Source organism: Vibrio rhizosphaerae (assembly GCF_024347095.1).
GTDB lineage: Bacteria > Pseudomonadota > Gammaproteobacteria > Enterobacterales > Vibrionaceae > Vibrio > Vibrio rhizosphaerae.
Map to the genome: position 1 here is coordinate 1089892 of NZ_AP024903.1, position 20737 is coordinate 1110628.

Sequence of the window (20737 nt, forward strand, 5' to 3'; positions counted from 1 at the left end):
GAGTTAAAAAGGGCCGAAGCCCTTATTCTAGGGGAAAATAGCGCACGCGGGCAACCGATGCTAGTGATTCGCTATTTTATAGCAGGGTTCATAAGCCTGTCCGCCGGGTAGCTTCATGCGATTCTGTTGGACGAAGTCTTTCAACAGCTTGTCCATTTTCTGCATGATTGCCCGATCGCCGTCAATGATGAAGGGGCCATGCTGTTCGATTTCCCGAATACCTTCTGCTTTGACGTTTCCTGCCACAATCCCTGAAAACGCCTTCCGCAGATTGGCTGCAAGCACTTCCGGTTTTTGGTTCATATGCAGGTCAAGATTCGCCATCGCGTGATGATTGGGGACAAATGGCATTTGGAATTCAGGATCAATTTTGAGCGACCAGTTGAAACTGTACGCGTCACCATGTGTTTTTCTGAATTGGCGGACAACAGGCATAGCCTCATTCATTTTACGTGCGACTCTCGCCGGATCATCAATGATGATCTGATAGTGTTTGCGGGCCGCATCTCCCAATGTTTCACTGATGAACTTATCGATAGAGTTAAAATAATCTTCACTGCCTTGCGGGCCGGTCAGGATAATCGGCAACGGCTGCTCAGCATTATCCGGATGCATCATGATGCCGAGAATATATAGCAGTTCTTCAGCGGTCCCCGGGCCGCCAGGGAAGATCACAATACCATGTGCCATACGCACAAATGCTTCCAGACGTTTCTCAATGTCCGGCATGATGATGAGTTCATTGACGATTGGGTTGGGTGGTTCTGCCGCAATAATGGATGGTTCAGTCAAACCAATGTAGCGGGCATTTTTATAACGCTGTTTGGCATGGCCGATTGCCGCGCCTTTCATCGGTCCTTCCATGGCACCCGGGCCACAGCCGGTACAAATATTCAGTTCTCTCAGGCCCAGTTCATTACCGACTTCGCGGGTGTATTGGTATTCGACCGGATTGATTGAATGGCCGCCCCAGCAAACCACTAAATTGGGTGTGATACCGGGAACCAGCGTCCGGGCATTGCGCAAGATATCGAAGACTAAATTGGTGTTATAGACAGAGTCAGCCAAATTGTATCGTTTGCTGTCTGCGAGATGCATGTTGACGTAAACAATGTCGCGTAAAACGGAAAACAGATGTTCCTGAATCCCTTTGATGATTTCACCATCGACGAAGGCATGTTCTGGCGGCTCAATCAATTCTAGTTTGATGCCCCGTTCCCGCCGGAGAACGTTGACATCGAAATTCTGATATTTATCCAGTAACTCTTTCGAGCTGTCTGTGTGACTGCCTGAGTTCAGGACAGCCAGTGTACAATTTCTGTAGAGTTGGTACAGATCCCCGCTGGATGCTGTTTTCTTCAGGCGTTCCACTTCAATCTGCGAGAGCAGATCCATACTTCCGGTCGGGCTGATATGAGTAATCATGAATGCCTCCTTGATAATCAGTACGGAATAATATGTTTTTCTAATAGGTTGAGGCTAATGATAAACAGGTATAATAACTGTATGATTTTACAGTAACAATCTAGTCCGTAGATGATCAACTAGGGAACTGATACTGTTCAATGATGTGATGAATGTCACTCTATTGTCTGGATTTGATTAAAAAAACATCATTTGGGGTGGTTTGGATACTCAGGTGATTTATTGCCAGATAACTTGATTGGGGCCGGTTTTTTTGGTTTTTTGTAGTGCATGATAGACCCGTTCAAGAAGCGCTTCCGGCGTATCTCCTTCTTGAAAGGCAACGCTGGATGCACTCAGGGTAATGGTGAGGTGTTTATCTTTAAATTTAAAAGGCAGCCGCTCGACTTGACGTAAAATGGTCTGCACTAGCAGATAACTTTCCTGTTCGGCCCGATCCGGCATGATAATCATGAATTCTTCACCGGAAAAGCGAGCGACCGTATCGGTTTCTGACAGTTCTTTTTGAATTGTTTTTGCAATGATTTTCAGGGCCTTATCACCGGCTGAGTAACCAAAGTTTTTGTTGAGTGCCTTAAAATTATCAATATCGAGCAACACCACCCGCAGAGGATGCTGGTTCTTGATCCAACGGTGATACTCTAATTCCATCCGATTATGAAAAGCAGCCCGGTTATACACTTTGGTTAACGGATCTTGCAGTACTCTCTGCGCTTGATCTTCGAGCCGGCAGCGATAATCTTGGGTTGATTCGTACAGTGATTCAGCCTGATTACGCGTGTATTCCATCCGTTCAATCAATGCTTTTTCTCGCTGCTCAGCATGAGTGAGTCGTTCTGATAAAGCCGTCAACTGAGCCAGTAGTGGCATGAGACCGGATTTCAGTGAGGCATAATCCTGTTCGTCTTTCAGAATCTTATTACTTTGGGTCATCAGTGTATTGAATTCTTGATTCATTTCCTGACGGTGTGACAGATAACTCTGACTCTGTTGAATGCTTTGCTTGGTACTTTTCAGGTGCGTTGCCAAGGCACTATTCATCTGCTCAAGGAACTGTTCTGATTGTTTACGTTCATGCGTTGTTCCCTCAACCACCAGACGCAACACTTCCAGCGTCAATTCCAGTAATGTATCGGGGGGGACGCCGACCAATAACTTGGCGCGGATATCCATCAGCACCTCGCCGGATTCGCCTTCAAAATCCAGTTCAGTGATTAGGGTTTGCAGCTCATCGGATAATTTTTTGTGCAGCGCTTGTTCTGCCGTATAACTCATGGCATTTGCGCGATGTGGATTCGTTGCAATAATTTTGACCGAGCGTTCATAAAGGCCCAGTAATTTTACCGCTTGCTCTGATTTGGGCGATGGATGAACCGAAGAGACGCTCAACAGATCACGAAGATCCCGTTTTACCTTTGAGGGTAAACCGGGAATTCTTAACAAAGTCTCTCCGCCATGACGAATGTGGCGTTCAAGATTGGTCATTGTCGTCTTTTCCATAGTCAACGTCTGTTGTTTCAGTATTTATCAATCACAGCAAGTTCAGGGGAATCTGCATTTTTGTTATTTTGTTTGTTCTTGCCAGTATCATCAGGGTGATCTGGCATGTCATTGTCATGTCAACAGATGACAGAAAAATGATACATTGTTTCAATACACGCTTGTTTTCCTCAAATTTGAACCGAAGTCGCTCTGTGTGTCAAACGAACTTTATTGAGTTGGGATCTAAACAGGTATCAGACAGGATCATATCTGTCGTACGCTGTAATGAATGAGCAAATCGATCCATCGGTATTCTATCTGCGACGTCGTTGATAAAGGCGGTTCGCGCCTGTCATTCGTCACAGCAGCATGGTTGCAACCTGATTTATGTATCCTTGAGCAGATTCTTGATGCTTTCTTCATTTTTATGCGAAGAATGTACTTTAATCAGACCTTGGCTAATCGCTTGCCGGCAGGCTTGACGAATATCGTCGGTGGCAAAGCTGGCCGCTGGCGCATTGTCGATTGCTTTCAAATAGACCCAATGGCTACTCTTTTCCGTAATACTGAGCTTTCTGGATGCACTGGTCGCCATCAACAGAATATCCAGTAACTCTTTCTCATTGATTGCGGTATACGCTTTGGGTAAAAACGGGTAATCGGTGATACCGATGCGAATGATTCGGTTCAACGGGCTGGATGGCTGAAATTCATTCACCCAACTTTGAATTTTTTCGAACAGTGCCTGTGGTGATGTTTCATTGTTTTCATCCGCGGGCATGTGGTTGTTTTCCACGTAGATAAGGTTGGCATCGGTAAAATGGAACAAGCGTGTGCGTTCATCCAGCTTGTCTTTCAGATACTCGCCCAATGCTAGCTCAAGCTTGAGACCTTCCGTATAACCATGCTCAAGATACATATTCCGTAGGAAAGGTATATCGATCATCGCGAAGCGTAATCGATCACTGAGCGGTTCGTGGATTAACTCACCGATATGCCATTGCTCATAGGTATGACTGCTCTTTTGCAAAGACGTAGAGAGGTCTTCGTTCAGCATGCGCAGATTATTCAAACGGGAGCGGGAATGCATGAACAGGTGATTGTTGAGATATTCAATTTCTTCGTTTTGTTGGCGAATAATGTAACCACGGCGCAAAATGAATAGAAAGAAAATGAATCCGGCCGCAAAAAGACCGTAAGCGACATTTTGTAAATATCGGTAATGTTTTTCCTGTTGTTTCAGCGCCCGGTCTTGTCCTGCCAGATGTAATGTCTGTTCGACAAACATTTTTTGCTGTTTGAACGCTTCTTCGCTGATGTGATTTAACTGATTTTGCTGTCTTTGCGTCAGTTGGTTGTACTGACGTGAATAGTTTAAAGCTTCTAAATAGTGTCCTTGTTTCTCTGATGCATCGGAGAGCAGTTTTAACGCTTGCATCAGCGTCTGATCATCGTGAGTCTGTCCTGCCAGCACAGCGGACTGACGTGCCAGCGCGATTGCCCGGGATGTGTCTTTTTGATAAAAAGCGATCCCCGCTTTCAGGAGCAAAGCCTGTCCCTGCAACTGAGGAAAGTCGAATTGGGTCAGTAACGGCTCGATCGCTGACAGGTAATCCTCGGCTAACGGGTAGTTGTAGAGCTGCATATAGGTCGATGCCAGACGAATCCGCACCCCAATAAACAGTTGCATTTCGTGTTGTGTGACCGAGTGATCCAGCACATTGAGATAGTAGACGAGAGCCAGATTGAATTTACTTTGCTGATAGTAGATATCACCCATCCGTTTGAGGATATCCACCAGTACGGGAGATTCCTCATAACTATCATAAAAGTCAGCAGCCTGAGCCAGATAAAGCAGTGCGCGGTCCAGTACCTTCCGTTCATAAAACAGTTGGGCCAAGAGCGAATTGGTCATCGCCAGTAAGGCACTGTCATTGGATTCTAAGGCACTCCAATAAGCGGTCAGTAGCTCTGAGAGGGCTTTATTGTAACGTTTGTGATTCAGATAGTGCTTCCCGACCTGAATGTGGTACTCAATTTGTCTTTTGACGGATTGTGTTTCACTGATGTAGGTTTTGGCCTCTTCATAATAGTTTTCTGCCCGTTCATTCTCATTGGATTTTGAGGCAATTTCCGCCAGAAGCATCAAAATATGATAGTGGATTCTTTTGCCAAGCTGTTCGGCATTTTTTAGCTGAGCTAATGCAGCGGAGAGTTTTTTGAGCTGTTCCCGGGCCAGTTGTGAATCATGATTGAGAAGCCAGTTCAGCCGAATTTCTAACTGACGCACCTCAATTTCCAGATAAGGGAGCTGGTATTGTTGAGTCAATGCGATGGCTTTTTTCAGATAACGCATCGCTTCATCATAATATCCCTGACGAAACAGTGCCTGAGCCAGAATTTCCATGGCTTCAACACTAGAGTTTGGTGTGCGGATGAGGTTATCTGAGCTCTCGCTGGTGATTTTCGTCTGGGTTTTTTCGTTGGTGTCCGATAAGATTCTTCTGGTCAGGTAAGTCGATGTCAGTGACTGCGCTTCTTTCGGCGAAATATCCAGAAGTAGGTTGGCTTCTTCCAGTGTCGGAGAAGTATAAACACTGGCAAATGCTATCGGACAGCTACTGAGAAGCAACCATAAAAATAGCGCATTCCGGATGGTTCTGATCATCTCAATGGTGACTCCAAGCCGACTTATTGACGTGCCATACGCAAGATGCTGGCTGGCTGACTGTCTTCCGTTGAGCGGTAAGGATTAATATCCAGCCCCCCGCGGCGGGTATACCGTGCATACACGGTTAACGTTTGTGGGGCACAATACTTCATCAAGTCGGTAAAGATTCGTTCCACACACTGTTCATGAAACTCATTGTGTTCACGGAAAGAAACCAGATAACGGAGTAATGCTTCACGGTTGATCTGTTTGCCCCGGTAACGGATTTCAACGCTGCCCCAGTCCGGTTGATTGGTGATCAGACAATTGGATTTCAACAGATGGCTGTGCAGCGTTTCTTCAACAAAGGTCTCGCCGGTTGCTTGTTCCAGATAAGCGGCATTGAATGCATACTGTTCGATTTCAATTTCCTGCTCGTCAATGCATTCACCTTCCATTGTGATGATGTGTTGGTGAGTAAAATCATTGACATGCCGGAGGTTGACCGTGACCTCTTCACCGGCACAGTCAGATAGATCGGCACTGAGTCTGGCATGAACCGCTTGCCAATCGTCAAACTTTGTCTGATTCAAACTATTTAGATACAGTTTAAATGATTTGGATTCGATCAGGTTTGGGCTGGTGGCCGGGATTGACACGTATCCAATCGCGACCTGAGGTAATCCTTTGGCATTGAGCCATGAGAGTTCGTACAGCGTCCAGAGGTCACATCCCTGAAACGGCAGAGGAGCCGCTAACTGCAGTTCATCTCGGTTCAGACTTCGCGGAACGGCTTGTAGGAGTGATGGATCATAATGACTTGCATAGACAGTCTGTTGGCCTAATTTTAGGTCAGCCAAGGACTCGTTATCGGAATATTTGCTCATGCTCAGGACTAAATTCGTTTAGAATACGGGGAATTTTACGCAATCCACTTGCCAATGTCATTAGGCGTGGGCTTTCTTCGTGAAATGATCGGTAAATTATCGGATAAGCCTGATCATCAACGGAGCGCGATTGCTTTCTTTGGCACGGGCCGAAGAAAATGGCGGTATTACAGTGATCATTCGGAGAATCGCATGAATGAAATGGTTCTATTATCATCCCTGACGCAGTTTTGTCAGCGTTATGTCTTGGCATATCAACAGGAACATGGTTGTTTGCCAATGAATTCCGAATTAGCCGATTGGCCTTCACCTTGTATTGAGACGACCCGGGGCGACATGGTGTACTGGCAGCCTGTCAGCCGGGGTGAACCTGCTGACTTTTCAAGTACTGAGCAGGCGATTGAGCTGACTTTACATGAGGATATCAAGGCGTTTTACGGCACGCAGTTTTGTGCCGATATGGCGGCTCGCTGGCAGGGTGAGTCACTGACGTTACTCCAAGTCTGGAGTGAGGCCGATTTCACCCGGTTGCAGGAGAATATCTTGGGTCATTTGGTCACCCAGCGCCGGTTGAAACTCAAACCAACGGTTTTTATTGCGGCTACCGATGCAGAACTTGATGTGATTTCGATTTGTAATCTCAGTGGTGAAGTGATTCTGGAGCGTCTCGGCACCTCGAAACGGGATGTACTGGCACCGACGCTCGATACTTTCTTAGATCAATTAGAACCGATGGTGTAACGGATGTACGTTGTTGAACTCCAGTTTGAATGTTTTGATAACACCACGGTTGCTGCCGTTGAAGGGGTGATTTCCGGTTTACTGGAAGCCCTGCGGTTTAACGGCCAGATTCTGGGTCGGGAATTTCCGGTGGTGATGGGCGACGGTGAGTTTTTTGTCCGTGCGGTGTGTGCGGAGAAACAGAGCTTGCATCCGCGTTATCACTCCGATTTTGTCCGGCGTTGTCTCGCCAGATTGGCAGAGGCGAGCTTACTGGCTCCCAAAGTGCGCGTTCTGGGGCGGGATATTCACTCGGAGCAAACCGATCCCGATGAACCGCGTCAATGGCAGGTGCTTTATACGACCTATGTGCATACTTGCTCGCCATTGCGCAATGGTGAAACGCTTCTGCCGATTCCTTTGTACCGGATTCCAGCGACCTTCAATGGGGATCATAAAGCGGTGATTAAGTGGCAGACAGAATGGCAGGCTTGTGATGAATTACAGATGGCCGGTGGGTGTCAGGCGGAACACGCTGCTTTAACCGAGATCATGATGCCGGATAGTGATTTGTTCCGACGTGGCTGGGATTTGCGGGGACGCATTGAGTATTTGACGAAAATTCCCACTTACTATTATCAGTACCGTGTCGGCGGAACCAGCCTGGAAGATGAACAACATCGTCGTTGTCCGAAATGTGGTGGTGAATGGCGGTTAGCCGGGCCTCTGCATGATATTTTCCATTTCAAATGTGATGCATGCCGGATTGTGTCGAACCTGTCGTGGGATTACCTGAAGTAAGTGTTCAGCAAAATGAAGCCATAAAAAAGGGCATTGAATGCCCTTTTTTTGTCGTAAGACGCAGCCTGTTATCACGCTGACCGCTGTTATTGGTTTTACCAGCCTTTGACAACACCGTCATTGAAGATTTTCATCGCAGCCTGATAAACTTCATCTGTCTGATAGGCTTTGACGAAGTTTTGCACGTTTTGGTCATTGACGTTATTTTCACGTGCGACGATCAGGTTCACATATGGTGATTCTTTGTCTTCGACAAAAAGACCATCTTTTTCTGGAGAGAGGTGCAGTTGGCTGGCAAAGGTTGTATTGATGATTGCAATCGTCACATCATCCAGTGAACGTGGCAGTTGGGCTGCATCTAATTCAAGGATTTCTAACTGCTTTGGATTCTTGACAATATCTTGCACTGTGGCTTTTAGACCAACACCATCACGTAAGGTAATCAGACCTTGCTGTTGAAGGAGAATCAATGAGCGGCCAAGGTTGGTTGGATCATTCGGAACCGCAATTCGGTCACCTGCTTTCAGAGCATCAACCGATTTGATTGTTTTGGAATATCCGGCAATCGGGTAAACGAACGTCTTGCCAGCAATCTTTAATTTGTAGCCACGGTCTGCAATTTGCTGGTCCAGATAGGGTTTGTGCTGGAATGCGTTTACATCAACAGAACCATCATCAAGTGCAGCATTAGGCGTGACATAATCAGTAAATGTGACCAGCTCGACATCGAGGTTATATTTATCTTTTGCCACTTTCTTAGCAACTTCGGCAACCTGAGTTTCTGCCCCGGCAATGACACCTACTTTGATTTTGTTATTATCGGCAGTTTTATCGCCACAACTGGCCAGCACGAGTGCTGAAGCTGCCGTCGCAATCGTTAGTAAACCCTTTAGACTTAATTTCATGTACTTCTCCTTGGCTTAATCCTGAACGATGATCATCAATCATCGGTGTTGTTATTGTTTAGTTGGACGGTCGGTTATCGATGGTCAACCCGGCGCACAATCGCATCGCCAATTGACTGAATAATCTGAACCAGAACAATGAGCATGACAACGGTCACCGCCATCACGGTAATGTCATAACGGTAGAAACCATAACGAATGGCCACATCCCCGAGACCGCCGCCACCGACCGTTCCTGCCATCGCCGAGTAACTGACCAGTGTCACCATCGTAATCGTGACTGAATTGAGAATGGTTGGCATCGCTTCCGGTAACAGCACTTTGGTAATGATTTGCAGCGGTTTCGCCCCCATAGCTTGGGCGGCTTCAACCAGACCGGCAGGGACTTCGAGCAGCGCCCCTTCAATCAGCCGGGCAACAAACGGAATCGCACCGATGGTCAATGGGACGATGGCTGCGGTGGTGCCGATAAATGTACCGATCAAGAGTTTGGTGAACGGAATAATAGCAACCATTAAGACCAAAAACGGTACCGAACGACCGACATTGACCACGGCACCTAAAATACGATTAAGGCGTCTGTTTTCTAATAATCCCTTCGGTTTCGTAATATGCAGGATGACCCCGAGCGGAATACCAATGAGGAAGCCGACCAGACCTGAAAATGCAACCATATAAACGGTTTGCCAAGTGGCGTTCAAAATCAGATGGCTGTTTTGACTGATCCAGTCAACGATGAGGTTAATTGACATACCCAAGGACCTCTACTTTTACATGCTGTGAACGGAGATATTCGATTGCGGCCTGATCGTTGGCCGCTTCTCCAAGGAGTTCTGCGACCAACATGCCAAATTTGACACCGCCGGCATAATCGAGATCAGAACTGAGAATATTCACATCCATATTAAAATCCCGTGAGATATGTGAAACCAACGGGGCATCAACCGTCGCGCCGGTAAATTCCATCCGGACAAGCGGATAACTGCCCGGAACCCGTTCAGGATGCAGGCGATTTTCGTAATCTTCCGGAATCGATAAATCCAGTGTCGAGCGAATAAACTGGTGTGCGAGCTCGGTTTTCGGATGGGCAAAAATATCGCTGATACTACCTTTTTCAACCAACTCTCCGTCACCGATGATGGCGACCTCATGACAGATGCTTTTCACTACATCCATCTCATGTGTGATGAGCAAAATCGTGATATCTAGCTGACGGTTAATCTGTTTAAGCAGTTGTAAAATTGATTGGGTCGTGGCCGGATCCAATGCACTGGTGGCTTCATCACATAACAGCACTTTCGGATCACTCGCCAGTGCGCGGGCAATTGCAACGCGTTGCTTTTGCCCGCCACTGAGGTTGGACGGATAGGCTTGTTTTTTGTCGGCAAGACCGACAAGTGTCAGTAATTCATTGACTTTATTATGGATATATTGCTGATTCTGACCTGCAAGTTCTAGCGGTAAAGCAATATTGTCAAATACAGTTCGGGATGATAACAGATTAAAATGCTGGAATATCATGCCGATATTGCGTCTGGCCTGACACAATTGAGCCGCACTCAATTTGGTCAGGTCAACACCGTCCACAATGACTTCACCACTGGTGGGAGACTCCAACATATTGACACAGCGTATCAGCGTACTTTTCCCGGCACCGGAAGAGCCGATCACACCAAAGATCGTCCCTTGCCGGATATGGAGATTAATGTCTTTCAGGGCGAGTATTTGATTGTCGCCTTGACCAAACATTTTGTTGACGTGATTTATTTCAATCATTAGAAACCCTGACTAGGACCTACTTAGTTGATTCATTTCACCTCAGATCAAGCATTGTATGCTGAGGTATGGTGTGTTGCGTGATGAATTTGTATTCAATCCGGAACAACACCTGCGATTTGGTAATGGATGCTATGGCTTCATGATAATGAAGTCAATCATTTTCGACGTCTAGACGTCTAAAGTTATTATTGTGGCGATTAGGCTGGAAAAAGCAATCAAAAATCTGTAACAGGAGACGAAGGGATTTGGGTGTATCTCCAAGTGTGAGTTTGAGTATAATAGCCGACATTAATCAGTCGGATGGGGTAAAGCTTTGGCTAAACCAGCAGTGTTTCTGGATCGCGATGGTGTGATCAATATGGATAGTGGCTATGTTCATGATGAACATGATTTTCACTTCATTGATGGGGTATTTGAGGCAACAAAACGCCTGAAGGATATGGGATATCTTTTAGTAGTGGTGACCAATCAGGCCGGAATTGCCCGGGGATTGTTTACCGAAGAGCGCTTTTTGAGCCTGACGCAGTGGATGGACTGGAACTTTATTGACCGTGGGATCGAGTTGGATGGGATTTATTATTGTCCGCATCATCCTGAGCATGGCGACGAGAAATATAAGCAGAACTGCGATTGTCGAAAACCGCGTCCCGGCATGTTTATCTCTGCCCGTGATTTTCTCAACATTGATATGGCGAAGTCAGTGATGGTGGGGGATAAACCCTCAGATCTGATTGCAGCTCAGGCGGCTGGCGTCGGGACTTCAATTCTGGTCCGTACCGGAAAACCCGTGACTGAAGCCGGTGAATCACTTGCCGATGTGGTGCTTGATAGCATCAAAGATGTTCCGGCTTATTTGGCTTGATGGTTTTTCTGTACTCAGAAAAGATAGTATTGATGCCATATTGAGATGATGTCATTAAAGCAGGGAGACACTGTATTGGTTCGAGTCTCTTTGCTTGCAATTATTGCAATATGAAGTAGCAACGGGTATCGCTGAAGTCTGATGTGAATTGAGTGGTCTGAGTCACCGGATAGAAAAGCAACGGATAGAAAAAAAGCCAGCAATATGCTGGCTTTTCTATATGGTGGAGGGGGACGGATTCGAACCATCGAAGGCAGTGCCGGCAGATTTACAGTCTGCTCCCTTTGGCCACTCGGGAACCCCTCCAGAGTGTTTTGTTCATGCCTGAATCAAATAATTCAACCATGTTGAATATGGTGGAGGGGGACGGATTCGAACCATCGAAGGCGGAGCCGGCAGATTTACAGTCTGCTCCCTTTGGCCACTCGGGAACCCCTCCAGGGTGTGCACGTTGTGTTGAAGAAATATTCCCGATTCATCTCTTCGGTGCGGGGCGCATCATAGCAAACCTATGCAGCCTGTAAAGCCTTTTCTAATAATTTATGACTGAATGATGTCTTTTTGGACAAATGTGCTATTTCTTGTTCAATATCAAGTTATAGAAGATAAAAAACACTGAACTTGACCCTTTATGATGAACCGTAAGTGACACAATATCGTGATGGTTTATGGTTCATCGCAAGGACGACATTGAGGACAGCTGCGCTGAGTATGGAAACAGCAATTGTCTCTGGTGGGAGATAAAAGAAAGATGCACAGACAATCGATGCATCAATACATAATTGTGTCTTACCGACAGAAATGCCTAATTTATCCTGAACAAACAGGCAGAATACGTTGAAGCCGCCTAAACTTGACCGGTGGCGAAAGAGAATCAACATACCCAATCCCATCAGGAGGCCGCCGCTGATGGCAGCGTAAACAGGATTGGTGTCGGTGAGTTGTACCAGCGGTGAAAATAGTCCGGTAAACAGGGAAACCAGTAGTCCGGAAATGAAACTGTTCAACGCGAACCGTTGGCCGAATCGTTTCCAGGCAAGCCAATAAAAAGGGGTGTTGCACAGTAGATACAGCACACCAAAAGAGTATGGCGTTAAGTGGTTCAATAATAGTGCTAATCCGGCTGTGCCACCGGTAATGGCATTTGCTGCTTGTAGAAACATAATTCCCTGAGCAACTAAAAAGCTCCCGGTAATCATGGCAATAATGTCTTCCTGAAATGTGTGCTTTTCCATCGATAGTCAAAAGGATTGGGACAATTTGCGGAGAATACTAAAGAAAAGGTGACGTTTTCGGTAGCTAGATAGGCTAAATTCAGGTAAACCTATGTCTTTGATACTTTACATGATGTAAACAGCAAAGTTGACACACATGATGGTTATTGTGGTGTGACTTTTCGGTATCATGAAAAAACTGCATGATAATTTGTCTATTTGGGCTTTATGACCTAAATCAATTTAGGTAGAATACGCGCTAAATTAGATGGCGAAAACGTTTGCGTTAAGTCAAAATGTCATTTTATTAAACATTTCAGTCAATCTGAGTCAGGAGATACAGATGCTTAAGCGTGATATGAATATCGCTGATTATGATGCGGATCTTTTCGCAGCCATTCAAGAAGAAACTCTTCGTCAGGAAGAACACATTGAACTGATTGCTTCAGAAAACTACACCAGCCCACGCGTGATGGAAGCTCAGGGCTCTCAGCTGACCAATAAGTATGCGGAAGGCTATCCGGGCAAGCGCTATTATGGTGGTTGTGAGTACGTCGATAAAGTTGAAACATTAGCGATTGAGCGCGCATGCGAACTGTTTAATTGTGAATATGCAAACGTCCAGCCTCACTCAGGTTCTCAGGCAAACAGTGCTGTTTATATGGCATTGTTGAATCCCGGTGATACTGTTTTAGGGATGAGTCTGGCTCACGGTGGTCACTTGACACATGGTTCTCCGGTGAATTTCTCCGGGAAACACTACAATGTGATTCCTTATGGCATTGATGAAACGGGTCAGATTAACTACGACGAAATGGAATCGTTGGCGGTTGAACATAAGCCGAAAATGATTATTGGCGGATTTTCTGCATATTCACAAGTTGTTGACTGGGCTCGGATGCGTGAAATCGCAGATAAAGTCGGCGCTTACCTGTTTGTCGATATGGCGCATGTGGCGGGTCTGATCGCTGCGGGCGTGTATCCGACACCAGTCCCACATGCTCACGTTGTGACCACGACAACCCATAAAACACTGGCTGGTCCGCGTGGTGGTTTGATTCTGTCAAACGCCGGTGAAGAGATGTACAAAAAACTGAACTCTGCTGTATTCCCTGGCGGTCAGGGTGGTCCTCTGATGCATGTGATTGCGGCAAAAGCAGTTGCGTTTAAAGAAGCGATGGAACCTGAGTTTAAAGCCTATCAGGCGCGTGTCGTGCAAAATGCCAAAGCGATGGTTGCTCAGTTCCAGGCGCGTGGCTATAAAATCGTGTCGAACAGTACTGAAAACCATTTGTTCCTGGTTGATTTGATCGACAAAGATATCACAGGGAAAGAAGCGGATGCGGCTCTCGGCGCAGCGAATATTACCGTTAATAAGAACTCAGTACCGAATGATCCTCGGAGTCCGTTTGTGACTTCAGGTATTCGTGTCGGCACACCGGCAATCACTCGACGTGGTTTTACCGCTGATGACGCGAAAGAGTTGGCAAACTGGATGTGTGATGTGTTGGACAACATCAATGATCCAAGTGTGATTGATGCGACGAAAGCAAAAGTTCTCGAAATTTGTAAGCGCCTCCCAGTTTACGCATAAGTGACCGAATCATTTTGGTGATAAAAATAAACCCGCTTTCCGCGGGTTTATTATTTTGAAATAAAGCATATTCACAACGAAACAAGAGATTCAAAAGTGTCTGTGAAAGGGCAATCAGCGATTGAGAATATTATCTCAATACGGGGATTAATCTTTAGAGATGCTCAGTGTTGTACCTGATTTACATTTGAATAAGTAGTAGTTTTCACTTTCAGTAAATTTGCCTAACCCTTCGCCGTCACAATAATCAATGTTGATCCCACGCATCACTTCGAGCGTGCTTTCTGATTTGAGGGCAAATTTAGAGCCGTCGGCACAAACGATGCGGACTCGTCCTGCATTATCCAGCGAGTAGACTTTCACGTCGGTATTACAAAGCTCAAAAGACGCTTCACGGTAGTTGTCTTCTTTGGTATTTGAAGCACAACCTGCGAGTGTGACCGCGAGTCCGATAATGCCCCAGATCGTGGCTGTTTTCATCATATATATCCTTACATCGACAGTGAATTCGAGTTGCTCTCTAGACTATAGAACAACCATCATAGATTCAATATTACAGCTCAAATTATGGCAATTGTTTCACATTTGCGGAAGGCTTGTGCCGTGTTTATCCTCAAATGGTCATGTTGGTGATAGGCCGTTGAGCGGCTAATCAGCCGGTGGGGGCACCGGCTGATTGGCATTATTTGACTTCAATGCCTTTAGCTTGCAAATCAGCATGATAGGAGGAACGAACAAACGGACCACATGCGGCATGAGTAAAGCCGAGTGCCAGCGCAATCTCTTTCAGTTCATCAAACTCTTCCGGTGGGACATAGCGTTCTACGGGTAAGTGATGGCGGCTCGGTGCCAGATATTGACCTAAGGTCAGCATCGTGACGCCGTGGGCACGCAGATCTTTGAGCACTTCGACAATCTCTTCTTTTGTTTCACCCAGCCCCATCATCAGACCAGATTTGGTTGGGATGTCCGGGTGTTGCTGTTTGAATTTTTGTAATAATTCCAGAGACCACTTGTAGTTTGCTCCGGGTCTCACTTTCCGGTACAAGCGCGGCGCAGTTTCCAGATTGTGATTGAATACATCTGGCGGATTATCTTTCAGGATATCCAGTGCGGTATCCATCCGGCCTCTGAAGTCGGGAACCAGTGTTTCAATGCGAATCTCAGGATTGAGTGCCCGAATTTCTCGGTTACAATCCACAAAATGTTGCGCACCACCATCGCGTAAGTCATCACGATCAACCGAGGTGATAACCACATATCTGAGCTTCATATCCCGGATAGTCTGTGCGAGTTTTTGCGGCTCTTGCGCATCAGGTGTTAAAGGACGCCCATGTGCGACATCGCAGAAAGGACAGCGACGCGTACAAATTGCTCCCAGAATCATAAAAGTGGCAGTGCCATGATTAAAGCACTCTGCCAGATTGGGGCAGGAAGCCTCTTCACAGACCGAATGCAGATTATTCTTACGCATGGCGGATTTAATATCCTGAATGCGTTGACTATCTGCCGGTAGTTTAATCTTCATCCACGCAGGTTTACGCAATTGCTCTTTCTGTTCGGTCGGCATATTTTTGACCGGAATCAGTGCCATTTTGTCAGCGTCACGGTATTTGACGCCTTTTTCCATTTGAATCGGTTTGCTCATGATATTGCTTCTGTTTTGAATTCTATATGCTCGTAACCCAGTGCTGATACAAGCGTTTTAATGAGTTGTGTTTCGACGGTTTGTATGTCGGACGGACCACCGAGCTCACTGACCTGAACCATTTCCATACCTTGATAGCCACAAGGATTGATCCTTAAAAATGGTGATAAATCCATATTAATATTCAAAGCCAGCCCATGAAAAGAACAGCCTCTGCGAATCCGTAGCCCCAGAGAACAGATCTTTTTATTTCCGACATACACACCGGGGGCATCGGCTCTGGCCTGTGACTGAATATCAAATGCATTCAGTGTCTCGATGACAATATTTTCGATGTGTGTGACAAGCGCTCTGACGCCAAGCTTCTTGCGCTTTAAATCGAGCAAAAAATAAACGACCAGTTGTCCGGGACCATGATAGGTGACTTGTCCGCCGCGATCACTCTGGACGACGGGGATGTCTCCCGGATTGAGAATGTGCTCTGCTTTTCCGGCTTGACCCTGAGTAAAAACAGGATGATGTTCAACCAGCCAGACTTCATCACAGGTTTCGTCTGTTCGCTGGTTGGTAAAATCGTGCATCGCTTGCCAGATAGGCTGATAGTCTTGTTGACCGAGTCGTTTGATAACGAGTTGGTTCTCCATAATAGGACTCATCCGCGATAAATAAAGTATTTGGATTATAAACTGCTTCGGGTTATGGAACTACTCAATGATGATAAAAAATGGCCACACCTTGGGATGAGCCATTCTAACAATTTGATTGATAAGGGAAGATTGCTGTTTTTGTTGTTCAAAAAAAATTGAATTTTTCAAAAAACAACAGAGTTTTGTGGGTGAACGTCCAGCGATCTGTTTGGCTTACAGCACCATTCGAACAATCTCGATCTCACCTAATTCTTTATAGAGCGTCTCAACCTGTTCGATCGATGTAGCCGTAATATTGACGGAAACAGAATGATAGTTTCCTTTCGCGCTGGGTTTGACTGTTGGACTGTAATCACCGGGGGCATGGCGCTGGATGACCTCAAGAACGAGTTCAGGTAACTCCGGTTTTGCATGGCCCATCACCTTGTAGGTAAATGAACAAGGAAATTCAAGCAAGTCTTTCAGTTTCGCATCTGAGTTAATTGTTAACATAAGTGCAACTCCGGCTGAGGTCGATAGATAAGGAGGGGAATAATACTGATTAATGACATGGATCTCAAGATGCACTTTTACGCTCAAATTGTGTGTATTTGTGTGGTTTCACGCAAACTTTATCGGTTTATTGAATGATTTTAGTTATATAAAGTGAATGGGGATTTTTATGGCTAAGTTACCGGTATGCAGCTTTCGTGAAGAGAGTGGCTCTGGAGAGAAAATAACTGTATAAAGATTAATATGTTAGTGAAATGCTATACAGATAAGAGTCATTGACCGCTGTAAGTTCTATATTGAGCACATTGTTTATGCAACTGGTTTGTGCAACGGATTGGTGTATGCTGAAACTGCATCTTGGGGTTATTCTGATAGAGATGACATTGATTTTGTCGTGAGTTTAGTAGGTTAAGAAATAATGCAGCAGATTGCTAAAAGCGCTCATCGTGGAAAATTTCGTATTCAAGAAACATGGAAATTTATTTTATTCAGTTGTGTATACGTGATTTCCTGTGTTTCTTTTGTTGCATATCTGTATGTTCAAGCAAAGCAGTCGATTGAAGATGATCTGAATAATCGACTCTATCACGGTGCTTTGATGGCCTCTGCGGCTTTAGGTGAACATTACCATGACGGGTTGGTCGATAAGCATTCTAAAACCGAAGCCGAAGATTGGCATGCGATTGAGCGACTGACCGAATATAGCAGAAAGATGGATCTGACTTATATTTATACCGTGATTGAGCGGCATGGGCAGGCGGTTCTCGTATCATCCAGCGCGTCCGAAGATGAATTGCAAAACAATACCTATGTTCGTTTTTTCGATCCTTATCCTGATGCTAGTCACCAGTTACTGACTGCATTGCATGAAAATCGCATTATCTGGGCGGATTATGATGACCATTGGGGCGATTTTCGTGCGGTGTTTGTCCCGATGCGTTCCGCTGATGGTTCGCGCTATATTGCTGCCGCTGAGATGTCGATGAGAGAATATTACGCACATCAGAAGGCCGAAGAAGGTGAGACACGTATCCGGTTGGCAGGGTTTTCTATTTTTCTCTTCATTAATTTCAGTATCTTAGTCGGTGTTTATTTAACATACATCCGCCATAACCTGATGCAGTTACGCCGCAGTACTGCTGCGTTACAGGCAGCCAGAAAAACAGCCGAGTCAGCTAACCGGGCCAAAAGCAAGTTTGTTGCGGTGATGAGTCATGAAATCCGGACCCCGTTGAATGGTATTCTCGGTGCCACTGAACTTCTGAGTCATTCTCATCTGGATGCCAAGCAGCAGGAGTTTCTTAATATTATCGAGTCTGGCGGGAGTTCATTACTGGCAATTGTGAATGATATCCTTGATCTGTCAAAAATTGAGGCCGATAAAATTACCTTTGAGCCTGATAACTTCGAACTTCGTCCACTTATATCCACCGTGATTGATTTAATCCGGCCCCAACTAAAATCTCCGGAGATTCAACTGAGTTACGAGATTGGTGATTTTGTACCTCAATATATCCGCAGCGATCCGAAAAAACTGCAACAGATTTTGATCAATTTATTGGGCAATGCCGCGAAGTTTACCTATCACGGTGAGATTCATCTCAGCGTGAGTTTAGCGCGTAGCGGGGATCATGACCACGAGCCTCGTCTTGTGTTTAAGATCAAGGATTCAGGCATCGGTATTGAACAGGAACATCTGAAACGCTTGTTCCAGCCTTTCATGCAAGTCGGCTCTCATGTCGGTGGTACGGGGTTAGGTCTTTCGATTTGTAAAAGTTTTGTTGAGATGATGGGGGGAACGATTCAGGTTGAAAGTATCCCCGGACTTGGGGCGACATTTTGGTTTGATCTTCCCTATCAGGAGGCTGGCCCGGTCAGTGACCCGTCCGATAAAAAACAGCAATCGCTCCCGCATTGTAAGTCGCTCAATATTTTGGTGGTCGATGATAGTTCGCTGAATCAATCACTAGCACGCTTCATGTTAGAAAAACTGGGTCACCGGGTTTATACCATCGAAGATGGGACTCAAGTGCTGAAGGCGGTCCAAGACAGTAATTATGACGTGATTCTGATGGATATCTATATGAATACGATGAATGGGATGGAAGCAACACGTGAAATCCGCCGTCATACAGAGATGAAGCAGCCTTATATTGTGGCTTATACCGCCAATGCAAGTGAAGAAGATCTTGAACAGTACAAAACATGCGGGATGGATGATGTACTGCCGAAACCCGCACAATTGAAAGATATTGAAAGAGTATTACGTCGTGAGTCGCGGCTCTGGCCAAAACGGGCTGTTGACCGGGACGAGCAATCGACAACCAGCGTATGAGGTGAATGGTTCGAGCAGACAAAGCTGTTAAACAACAAAAGCCTGATATGATATCAGGCTTTTGTGTGAAACAGGGTATGTCATTTATGGGTCGGAATTAGAATAACCCTTTAAATAACAAGACGATGTAATCCCATAGGCGACTGAAGATACCACCTTTCTGGACATCTTCCAGTGCAATCAATGGATATTGAGCAACATCTTTACCTTCGAGCTGATAGTACAGTTTACCGACGACATCTCCTTTCTTAATCGGCGCTTCCAGCTCTTTCTCCAGAACGAAGCTGGCTTTCAGGTTTTTCGCCTGTCCTCTTGGTAACGTGACATAAGTATCTTTATCCACGCCCAATGCAACGGTGTCCTTGCTACCCATCCAGATCCGTTCGTTAATGAATGTTTCTCCGGCTTTATGCGGTGCAACTGTTTCAAAGAAGCGGAAACCGTAGCTGAGAAGTTTTTTACTCTCGGACTTACGAGCATTGGCACTTTTCGTACCCATCACCACAGCAATCAACCGCATGTTGCCTTCTGTAGCCGAACTGACAAGGCTGTAACCAGCGTGGCTGGTGTGACCGGTCTTGATACCATCAACATTCATGCTCTTATCCCAGAGCAGGCCGTTGCGGTTATATTGCGTAATTCCGTTATAGGTAAATTTCTTTTCAGAATAGAGTTTGTACTCGTTCGGTACATCACGAATCAGGGCTTGGGCCAAAATCGCCATATCATATGGGGTTGAATAGTGATTACCGTGATCCAATCCATGAACATTCTCAAAATGAGTATTTTTCATGCCAATGGTGTTGGCCCAGGCATTCATCAAATCGACAAACGCGTCCTCGGAACCTGCAACATGCTCTGCCATTGCCACACAAGCATCATTACCGGATTGGATGATGATTCCGCGGTTCAAGTCTTTCACTTTTACGGTCGTGCCGACTTCGATGAACATTTTGGATGAATCGGGAAAATTTTTCGCCCAGGCATTTTTACTGATGACCACGTCGTCATCCGGGGAGATATTGCCACGTGCTAACTCTTGGCCGATGACATAACTGGTCATCATTTTGGTCAGACTGGCTGGTGGCAATTTGGTGTTCATCTCTTTTTCTGCAAGGATTTTACCTGAATGATAATCCATCAGAACATAGCCTCGGGCTGCAATTTGCGGTGCATCCGGGACCACGATTGGCGAAGCTGAAGCAGTGAATGTAAATATTGCGGCTAAGGCAATAAAAGGAGTAGAAATCGACTTCAAAAGTATTTTTTTATTCATGATAAATGCAGAATTTTACA

General features: G+C 45.7%; 18 protein-coding genes and 2 tRNA genes. 5 read left to right on the top strand and 15 right to left on the bottom strand.

What is annotated here, in order from left to right; genetic code table 11:
* Window positions 1-60 precede the first annotated feature (60 nt).
* The 4 genes from ppnN to queF form a co-directional block, all read right to left on the bottom strand.
* Window positions 61-1425: a nucleotide 5'-monophosphate nucleosidase PpnN gene (gene ppnN, locus OCV37_RS04680; RefSeq protein ID WP_038182036.1), complete on the bottom strand. Its 1365-nt coding sequence runs from the start codon at window positions 1423-1425 to the stop codon at window positions 61-63.
* A 219-nt stretch (window positions 1426-1644) separates the two neighbouring features.
* A complete protein-coding gene (locus tag OCV37_RS04685; RefSeq protein WP_390902282.1) occupies window positions 1645-2925 on the bottom strand; it encodes a diguanylate cyclase domain-containing protein in 1281 nt (426 codons plus the stop codon).
* 367 nt (window positions 2926-3292) lie between these two features.
* Window positions 3293-5575 (bottom strand): tetratricopeptide repeat protein, encoded by a 2283-nt coding sequence (locus OCV37_RS04690; protein WP_038182033.1) that lies wholly within the window; start codon window positions 5573-5575, stop codon window positions 3293-3295.
* A 23-nt stretch (window positions 5576-5598) separates the two neighbouring features.
* Window positions 5599-6444 (bottom strand): NADPH-dependent 7-cyano-7-deazaguanine reductase QueF, encoded by an 846-nt coding sequence (queF, locus tag OCV37_RS04695; protein ID WP_038182030.1) that lies wholly within the window; start codon window positions 6442-6444, stop codon window positions 5599-5601.
* Between the two features lie 201 nt (window positions 6445-6645).
* On the opposite strand from queF, the gene syd reads away from it, so the two are divergent.
* Window positions 6646-7185, top strand: a complete 540-nt coding sequence (syd, locus tag OCV37_RS04700) for a SecY-interacting protein (protein WP_390902289.1) — start codon at window positions 6646-6648, stop codon at window positions 7183-7185.
* 3 nt (window positions 7186-7188) lie between these two features.
* Window positions 7189-7965: a Zn-ribbon-containing protein gene (locus OCV37_RS04705; protein ID WP_038182027.1), complete on the top strand. Its 777-nt coding sequence runs from the start codon at window positions 7189-7191 to the stop codon at window positions 7963-7965.
* Window positions 7966-8060: 95 nt separating this feature from the next.
* On the opposite strand, the gene OCV37_RS04710 is transcribed toward OCV37_RS04705, so the two are convergent.
* From OCV37_RS04710 to metN, 3 genes are all read right to left on the bottom strand, one after another.
* A complete protein-coding gene (locus tag OCV37_RS04710) occupies window positions 8061-8870 on the bottom strand; it encodes a MetQ/NlpA family lipoprotein (protein ID WP_038182024.1) in 810 nt (269 codons plus the stop codon).
* A 74-nt stretch (window positions 8871-8944) separates the two neighbouring features.
* On the bottom strand, window positions 8945-9622 hold the full coding sequence (locus OCV37_RS04715) for a methionine ABC transporter permease (RefSeq protein ID WP_038182021.1): 678 nt from the start codon (window positions 9620-9622) through the stop codon (window positions 8945-8947).
* On the bottom strand, window positions 9612-10646 hold the full coding sequence (metN, locus tag OCV37_RS04720) for a methionine ABC transporter ATP-binding protein MetN (RefSeq protein WP_038182018.1): 1035 nt from the start codon (window positions 10644-10646) through the stop codon (window positions 9612-9614). The genes OCV37_RS04715 and metN overlap by 11 nt, the downstream gene beginning before the upstream one ends.
* Window positions 10647-10962: 316 nt before the next feature.
* Between metN and gmhB the strand changes: the two genes are divergently transcribed.
* Window positions 10963-11511 (top strand): D-glycero-beta-D-manno-heptose 1,7-bisphosphate 7-phosphatase, encoded by a 549-nt coding sequence (gene gmhB, locus OCV37_RS04725; RefSeq protein WP_038182016.1) that lies wholly within the window; start codon window positions 10963-10965, stop codon window positions 11509-11511.
* A gap of 221 nt (window positions 11512-11732) precedes the next feature.
* On the opposite strand, the gene OCV37_RS04730 is transcribed toward gmhB, so the two are convergent.
* From OCV37_RS04730 to OCV37_RS04740, 3 genes are all read right to left on the bottom strand, one after another.
* Window positions 11733-11817: transfer RNA gene (locus OCV37_RS04730), tRNA-Tyr, on the bottom strand.
* Between the two features lie 48 nt (window positions 11818-11865).
* Window positions 11866-11950, bottom strand: a tRNA-Tyr gene (locus OCV37_RS04735).
* A 190-nt stretch (window positions 11951-12140) separates the two neighbouring features.
* Window positions 12141-12746: a YitT family protein gene (locus OCV37_RS04740; RefSeq protein ID WP_038182013.1), complete on the bottom strand. Its 606-nt coding sequence runs from the start codon at window positions 12744-12746 to the stop codon at window positions 12141-12143.
* Window positions 12747-13068: 322 nt separating this feature from the next.
* On the opposite strand from OCV37_RS04740, the gene glyA reads away from it, so the two are divergent.
* On the top strand, window positions 13069-14319 hold the full coding sequence (glyA, locus tag OCV37_RS04745) for a serine hydroxymethyltransferase (protein WP_038182710.1): 1251 nt from the start codon (window positions 13069-13071) through the stop codon (window positions 14317-14319).
* 147 nt (window positions 14320-14466) lie between these two features.
* Here glyA and OCV37_RS04750 read toward each other — a convergent pair whose 3' ends face one another.
* From OCV37_RS04750 to ybeD, 4 genes are all read right to left on the bottom strand, one after another.
* The gene (locus tag OCV37_RS04750; protein WP_038182008.1) at window positions 14467-14799 is read right to left on the bottom strand and encodes a hypothetical protein; all 333 of its coding nucleotides are present in this window, start codon (window positions 14797-14799) and stop codon (window positions 14467-14469) included.
* 202 nt (window positions 14800-15001) lie between these two features.
* Window positions 15002-15967: a lipoyl synthase gene (lipA, locus tag OCV37_RS04755; protein WP_038182005.1), complete on the bottom strand. Its 966-nt coding sequence runs from the start codon at window positions 15965-15967 to the stop codon at window positions 15002-15004.
* The gene (lipB, locus tag OCV37_RS04760) at window positions 15964-16611 is read right to left on the bottom strand and encodes a lipoyl(octanoyl) transferase LipB (RefSeq protein WP_038182001.1); all 648 of its coding nucleotides are present in this window, start codon (window positions 16609-16611) and stop codon (window positions 15964-15966) included. The genes lipA and lipB overlap by 4 nt, the downstream gene beginning before the upstream one ends.
* A 216-nt stretch (window positions 16612-16827) precedes the next feature.
* Window positions 16828-17106 (bottom strand): DUF493 family protein YbeD, encoded by a 279-nt coding sequence (gene ybeD, locus OCV37_RS04765; protein WP_038181998.1) that lies wholly within the window; start codon window positions 17104-17106, stop codon window positions 16828-16830.
* Between the two features lie 418 nt (window positions 17107-17524).
* Here ybeD and OCV37_RS04770 point away from each other — a divergent pair, with 418 nt between their 5' ends.
* A complete protein-coding gene (locus OCV37_RS04770) occupies window positions 17525-19441 on the top strand; it encodes an ATP-binding protein (RefSeq protein ID WP_051680574.1) in 1917 nt (638 codons plus the stop codon).
* Between the two features lie 97 nt (window positions 19442-19538).
* Here the strand turns inward: OCV37_RS04770 and OCV37_RS04775 are convergent, their stop codons facing one another.
* Window positions 19539-20717 (bottom strand): serine hydrolase, encoded by a 1179-nt coding sequence (locus OCV37_RS04775; RefSeq protein ID WP_038181995.1) that lies wholly within the window; start codon window positions 20715-20717, stop codon window positions 19539-19541.
* Window positions 20718-20737: the final 20 nt, after the last annotated feature.

Excerpts from the sequence above, each read along its gene's own strand:
- ppnN (WP_038182036.1), bottom strand. The coding sequence starts at position 1,425 with ATGATTACTCATATCAGCCCGACCGGAAGTATGGATCTGCTCTCGCAG.
- OCV37_RS04685 (WP_390902282.1), bottom strand. The coding sequence starts at position 2,925 with ATGGAAAAGACGACAATGACCAATCTTGAACGCCACATTCGTCATGGC.
- OCV37_RS04690 (WP_038182033.1), bottom strand. The coding sequence starts at position 5,575 with ATGATCAGAACCATCCGGAATGCGCTATTTTTATGGTTGCTTCTCAGT.
- queF (WP_038182030.1), bottom strand. The coding sequence starts at position 6,444 with ATGAGCAAATATTCCGATAACGAGTCCTTGGCTGACCTAAAATTAGGC.
- syd (WP_390902289.1), top strand. The coding sequence starts at position 6,646 with ATGGTTCTATTATCATCCCTGACGCAGTTTTGTCAGCGTTATGTCTTG.
- OCV37_RS04705 (WP_038182027.1), top strand. The coding sequence starts at position 7,189 with ATGTACGTTGTTGAACTCCAGTTTGAATGTTTTGATAACACCACGGTT.
- OCV37_RS04710 (WP_038182024.1), bottom strand. The coding sequence starts at position 8,870 with ATGAAATTAAGTCTAAAGGGTTTACTAACGATTGCGACGGCAGCTTCA.
- OCV37_RS04715 (WP_038182021.1), bottom strand. The coding sequence starts at position 9,622 with ATGTCAATTAACCTCATCGTTGACTGGATCAGTCAAAACAGCCATCTG.
- metN (WP_038182018.1), bottom strand. The coding sequence starts at position 10,646 with ATGATTGAAATAAATCACGTCAACAAAATGTTTGGTCAAGGCGACAAT.
- OCV37_RS04740 (WP_038182013.1), bottom strand. The coding sequence starts at position 12,746 with ATGGAAAAGCACACATTTCAGGAAGACATTATTGCCATGATTACCGGG.
- glyA (WP_038182710.1), top strand. The coding sequence starts at position 13,069 with ATGCTTAAGCGTGATATGAATATCGCTGATTATGATGCGGATCTTTTC.
- OCV37_RS04750 (WP_038182008.1), bottom strand. The coding sequence starts at position 14,799 with ATGAAAACAGCCACGATCTGGGGCATTATCGGACTCGCGGTCACACTC.
- lipA (WP_038182005.1), bottom strand. The coding sequence starts at position 15,967 with ATGAGCAAACCGATTCAAATGGAAAAAGGCGTCAAATACCGTGACGCT.
- lipB (WP_038182001.1), bottom strand. The coding sequence starts at position 16,611 with ATGGAGAACCAACTCGTTATCAAACGACTCGGTCAACAAGACTATCAG.
- ybeD (WP_038181998.1), bottom strand. The coding sequence starts at position 17,106 with ATGTTAACAATTAACTCAGATGCGAAACTGAAAGACTTGCTTGAATTT.
- OCV37_RS04770 (WP_051680574.1), top strand. The coding sequence starts at position 17,525 with ATGCAGCAGATTGCTAAAAGCGCTCATCGTGGAAAATTTCGTATTCAA.
- OCV37_RS04775 (WP_038181995.1), bottom strand. The coding sequence starts at position 20,717 with ATGAATAAAAAAATACTTTTGAAGTCGATTTCTACTCCTTTTATTGCC.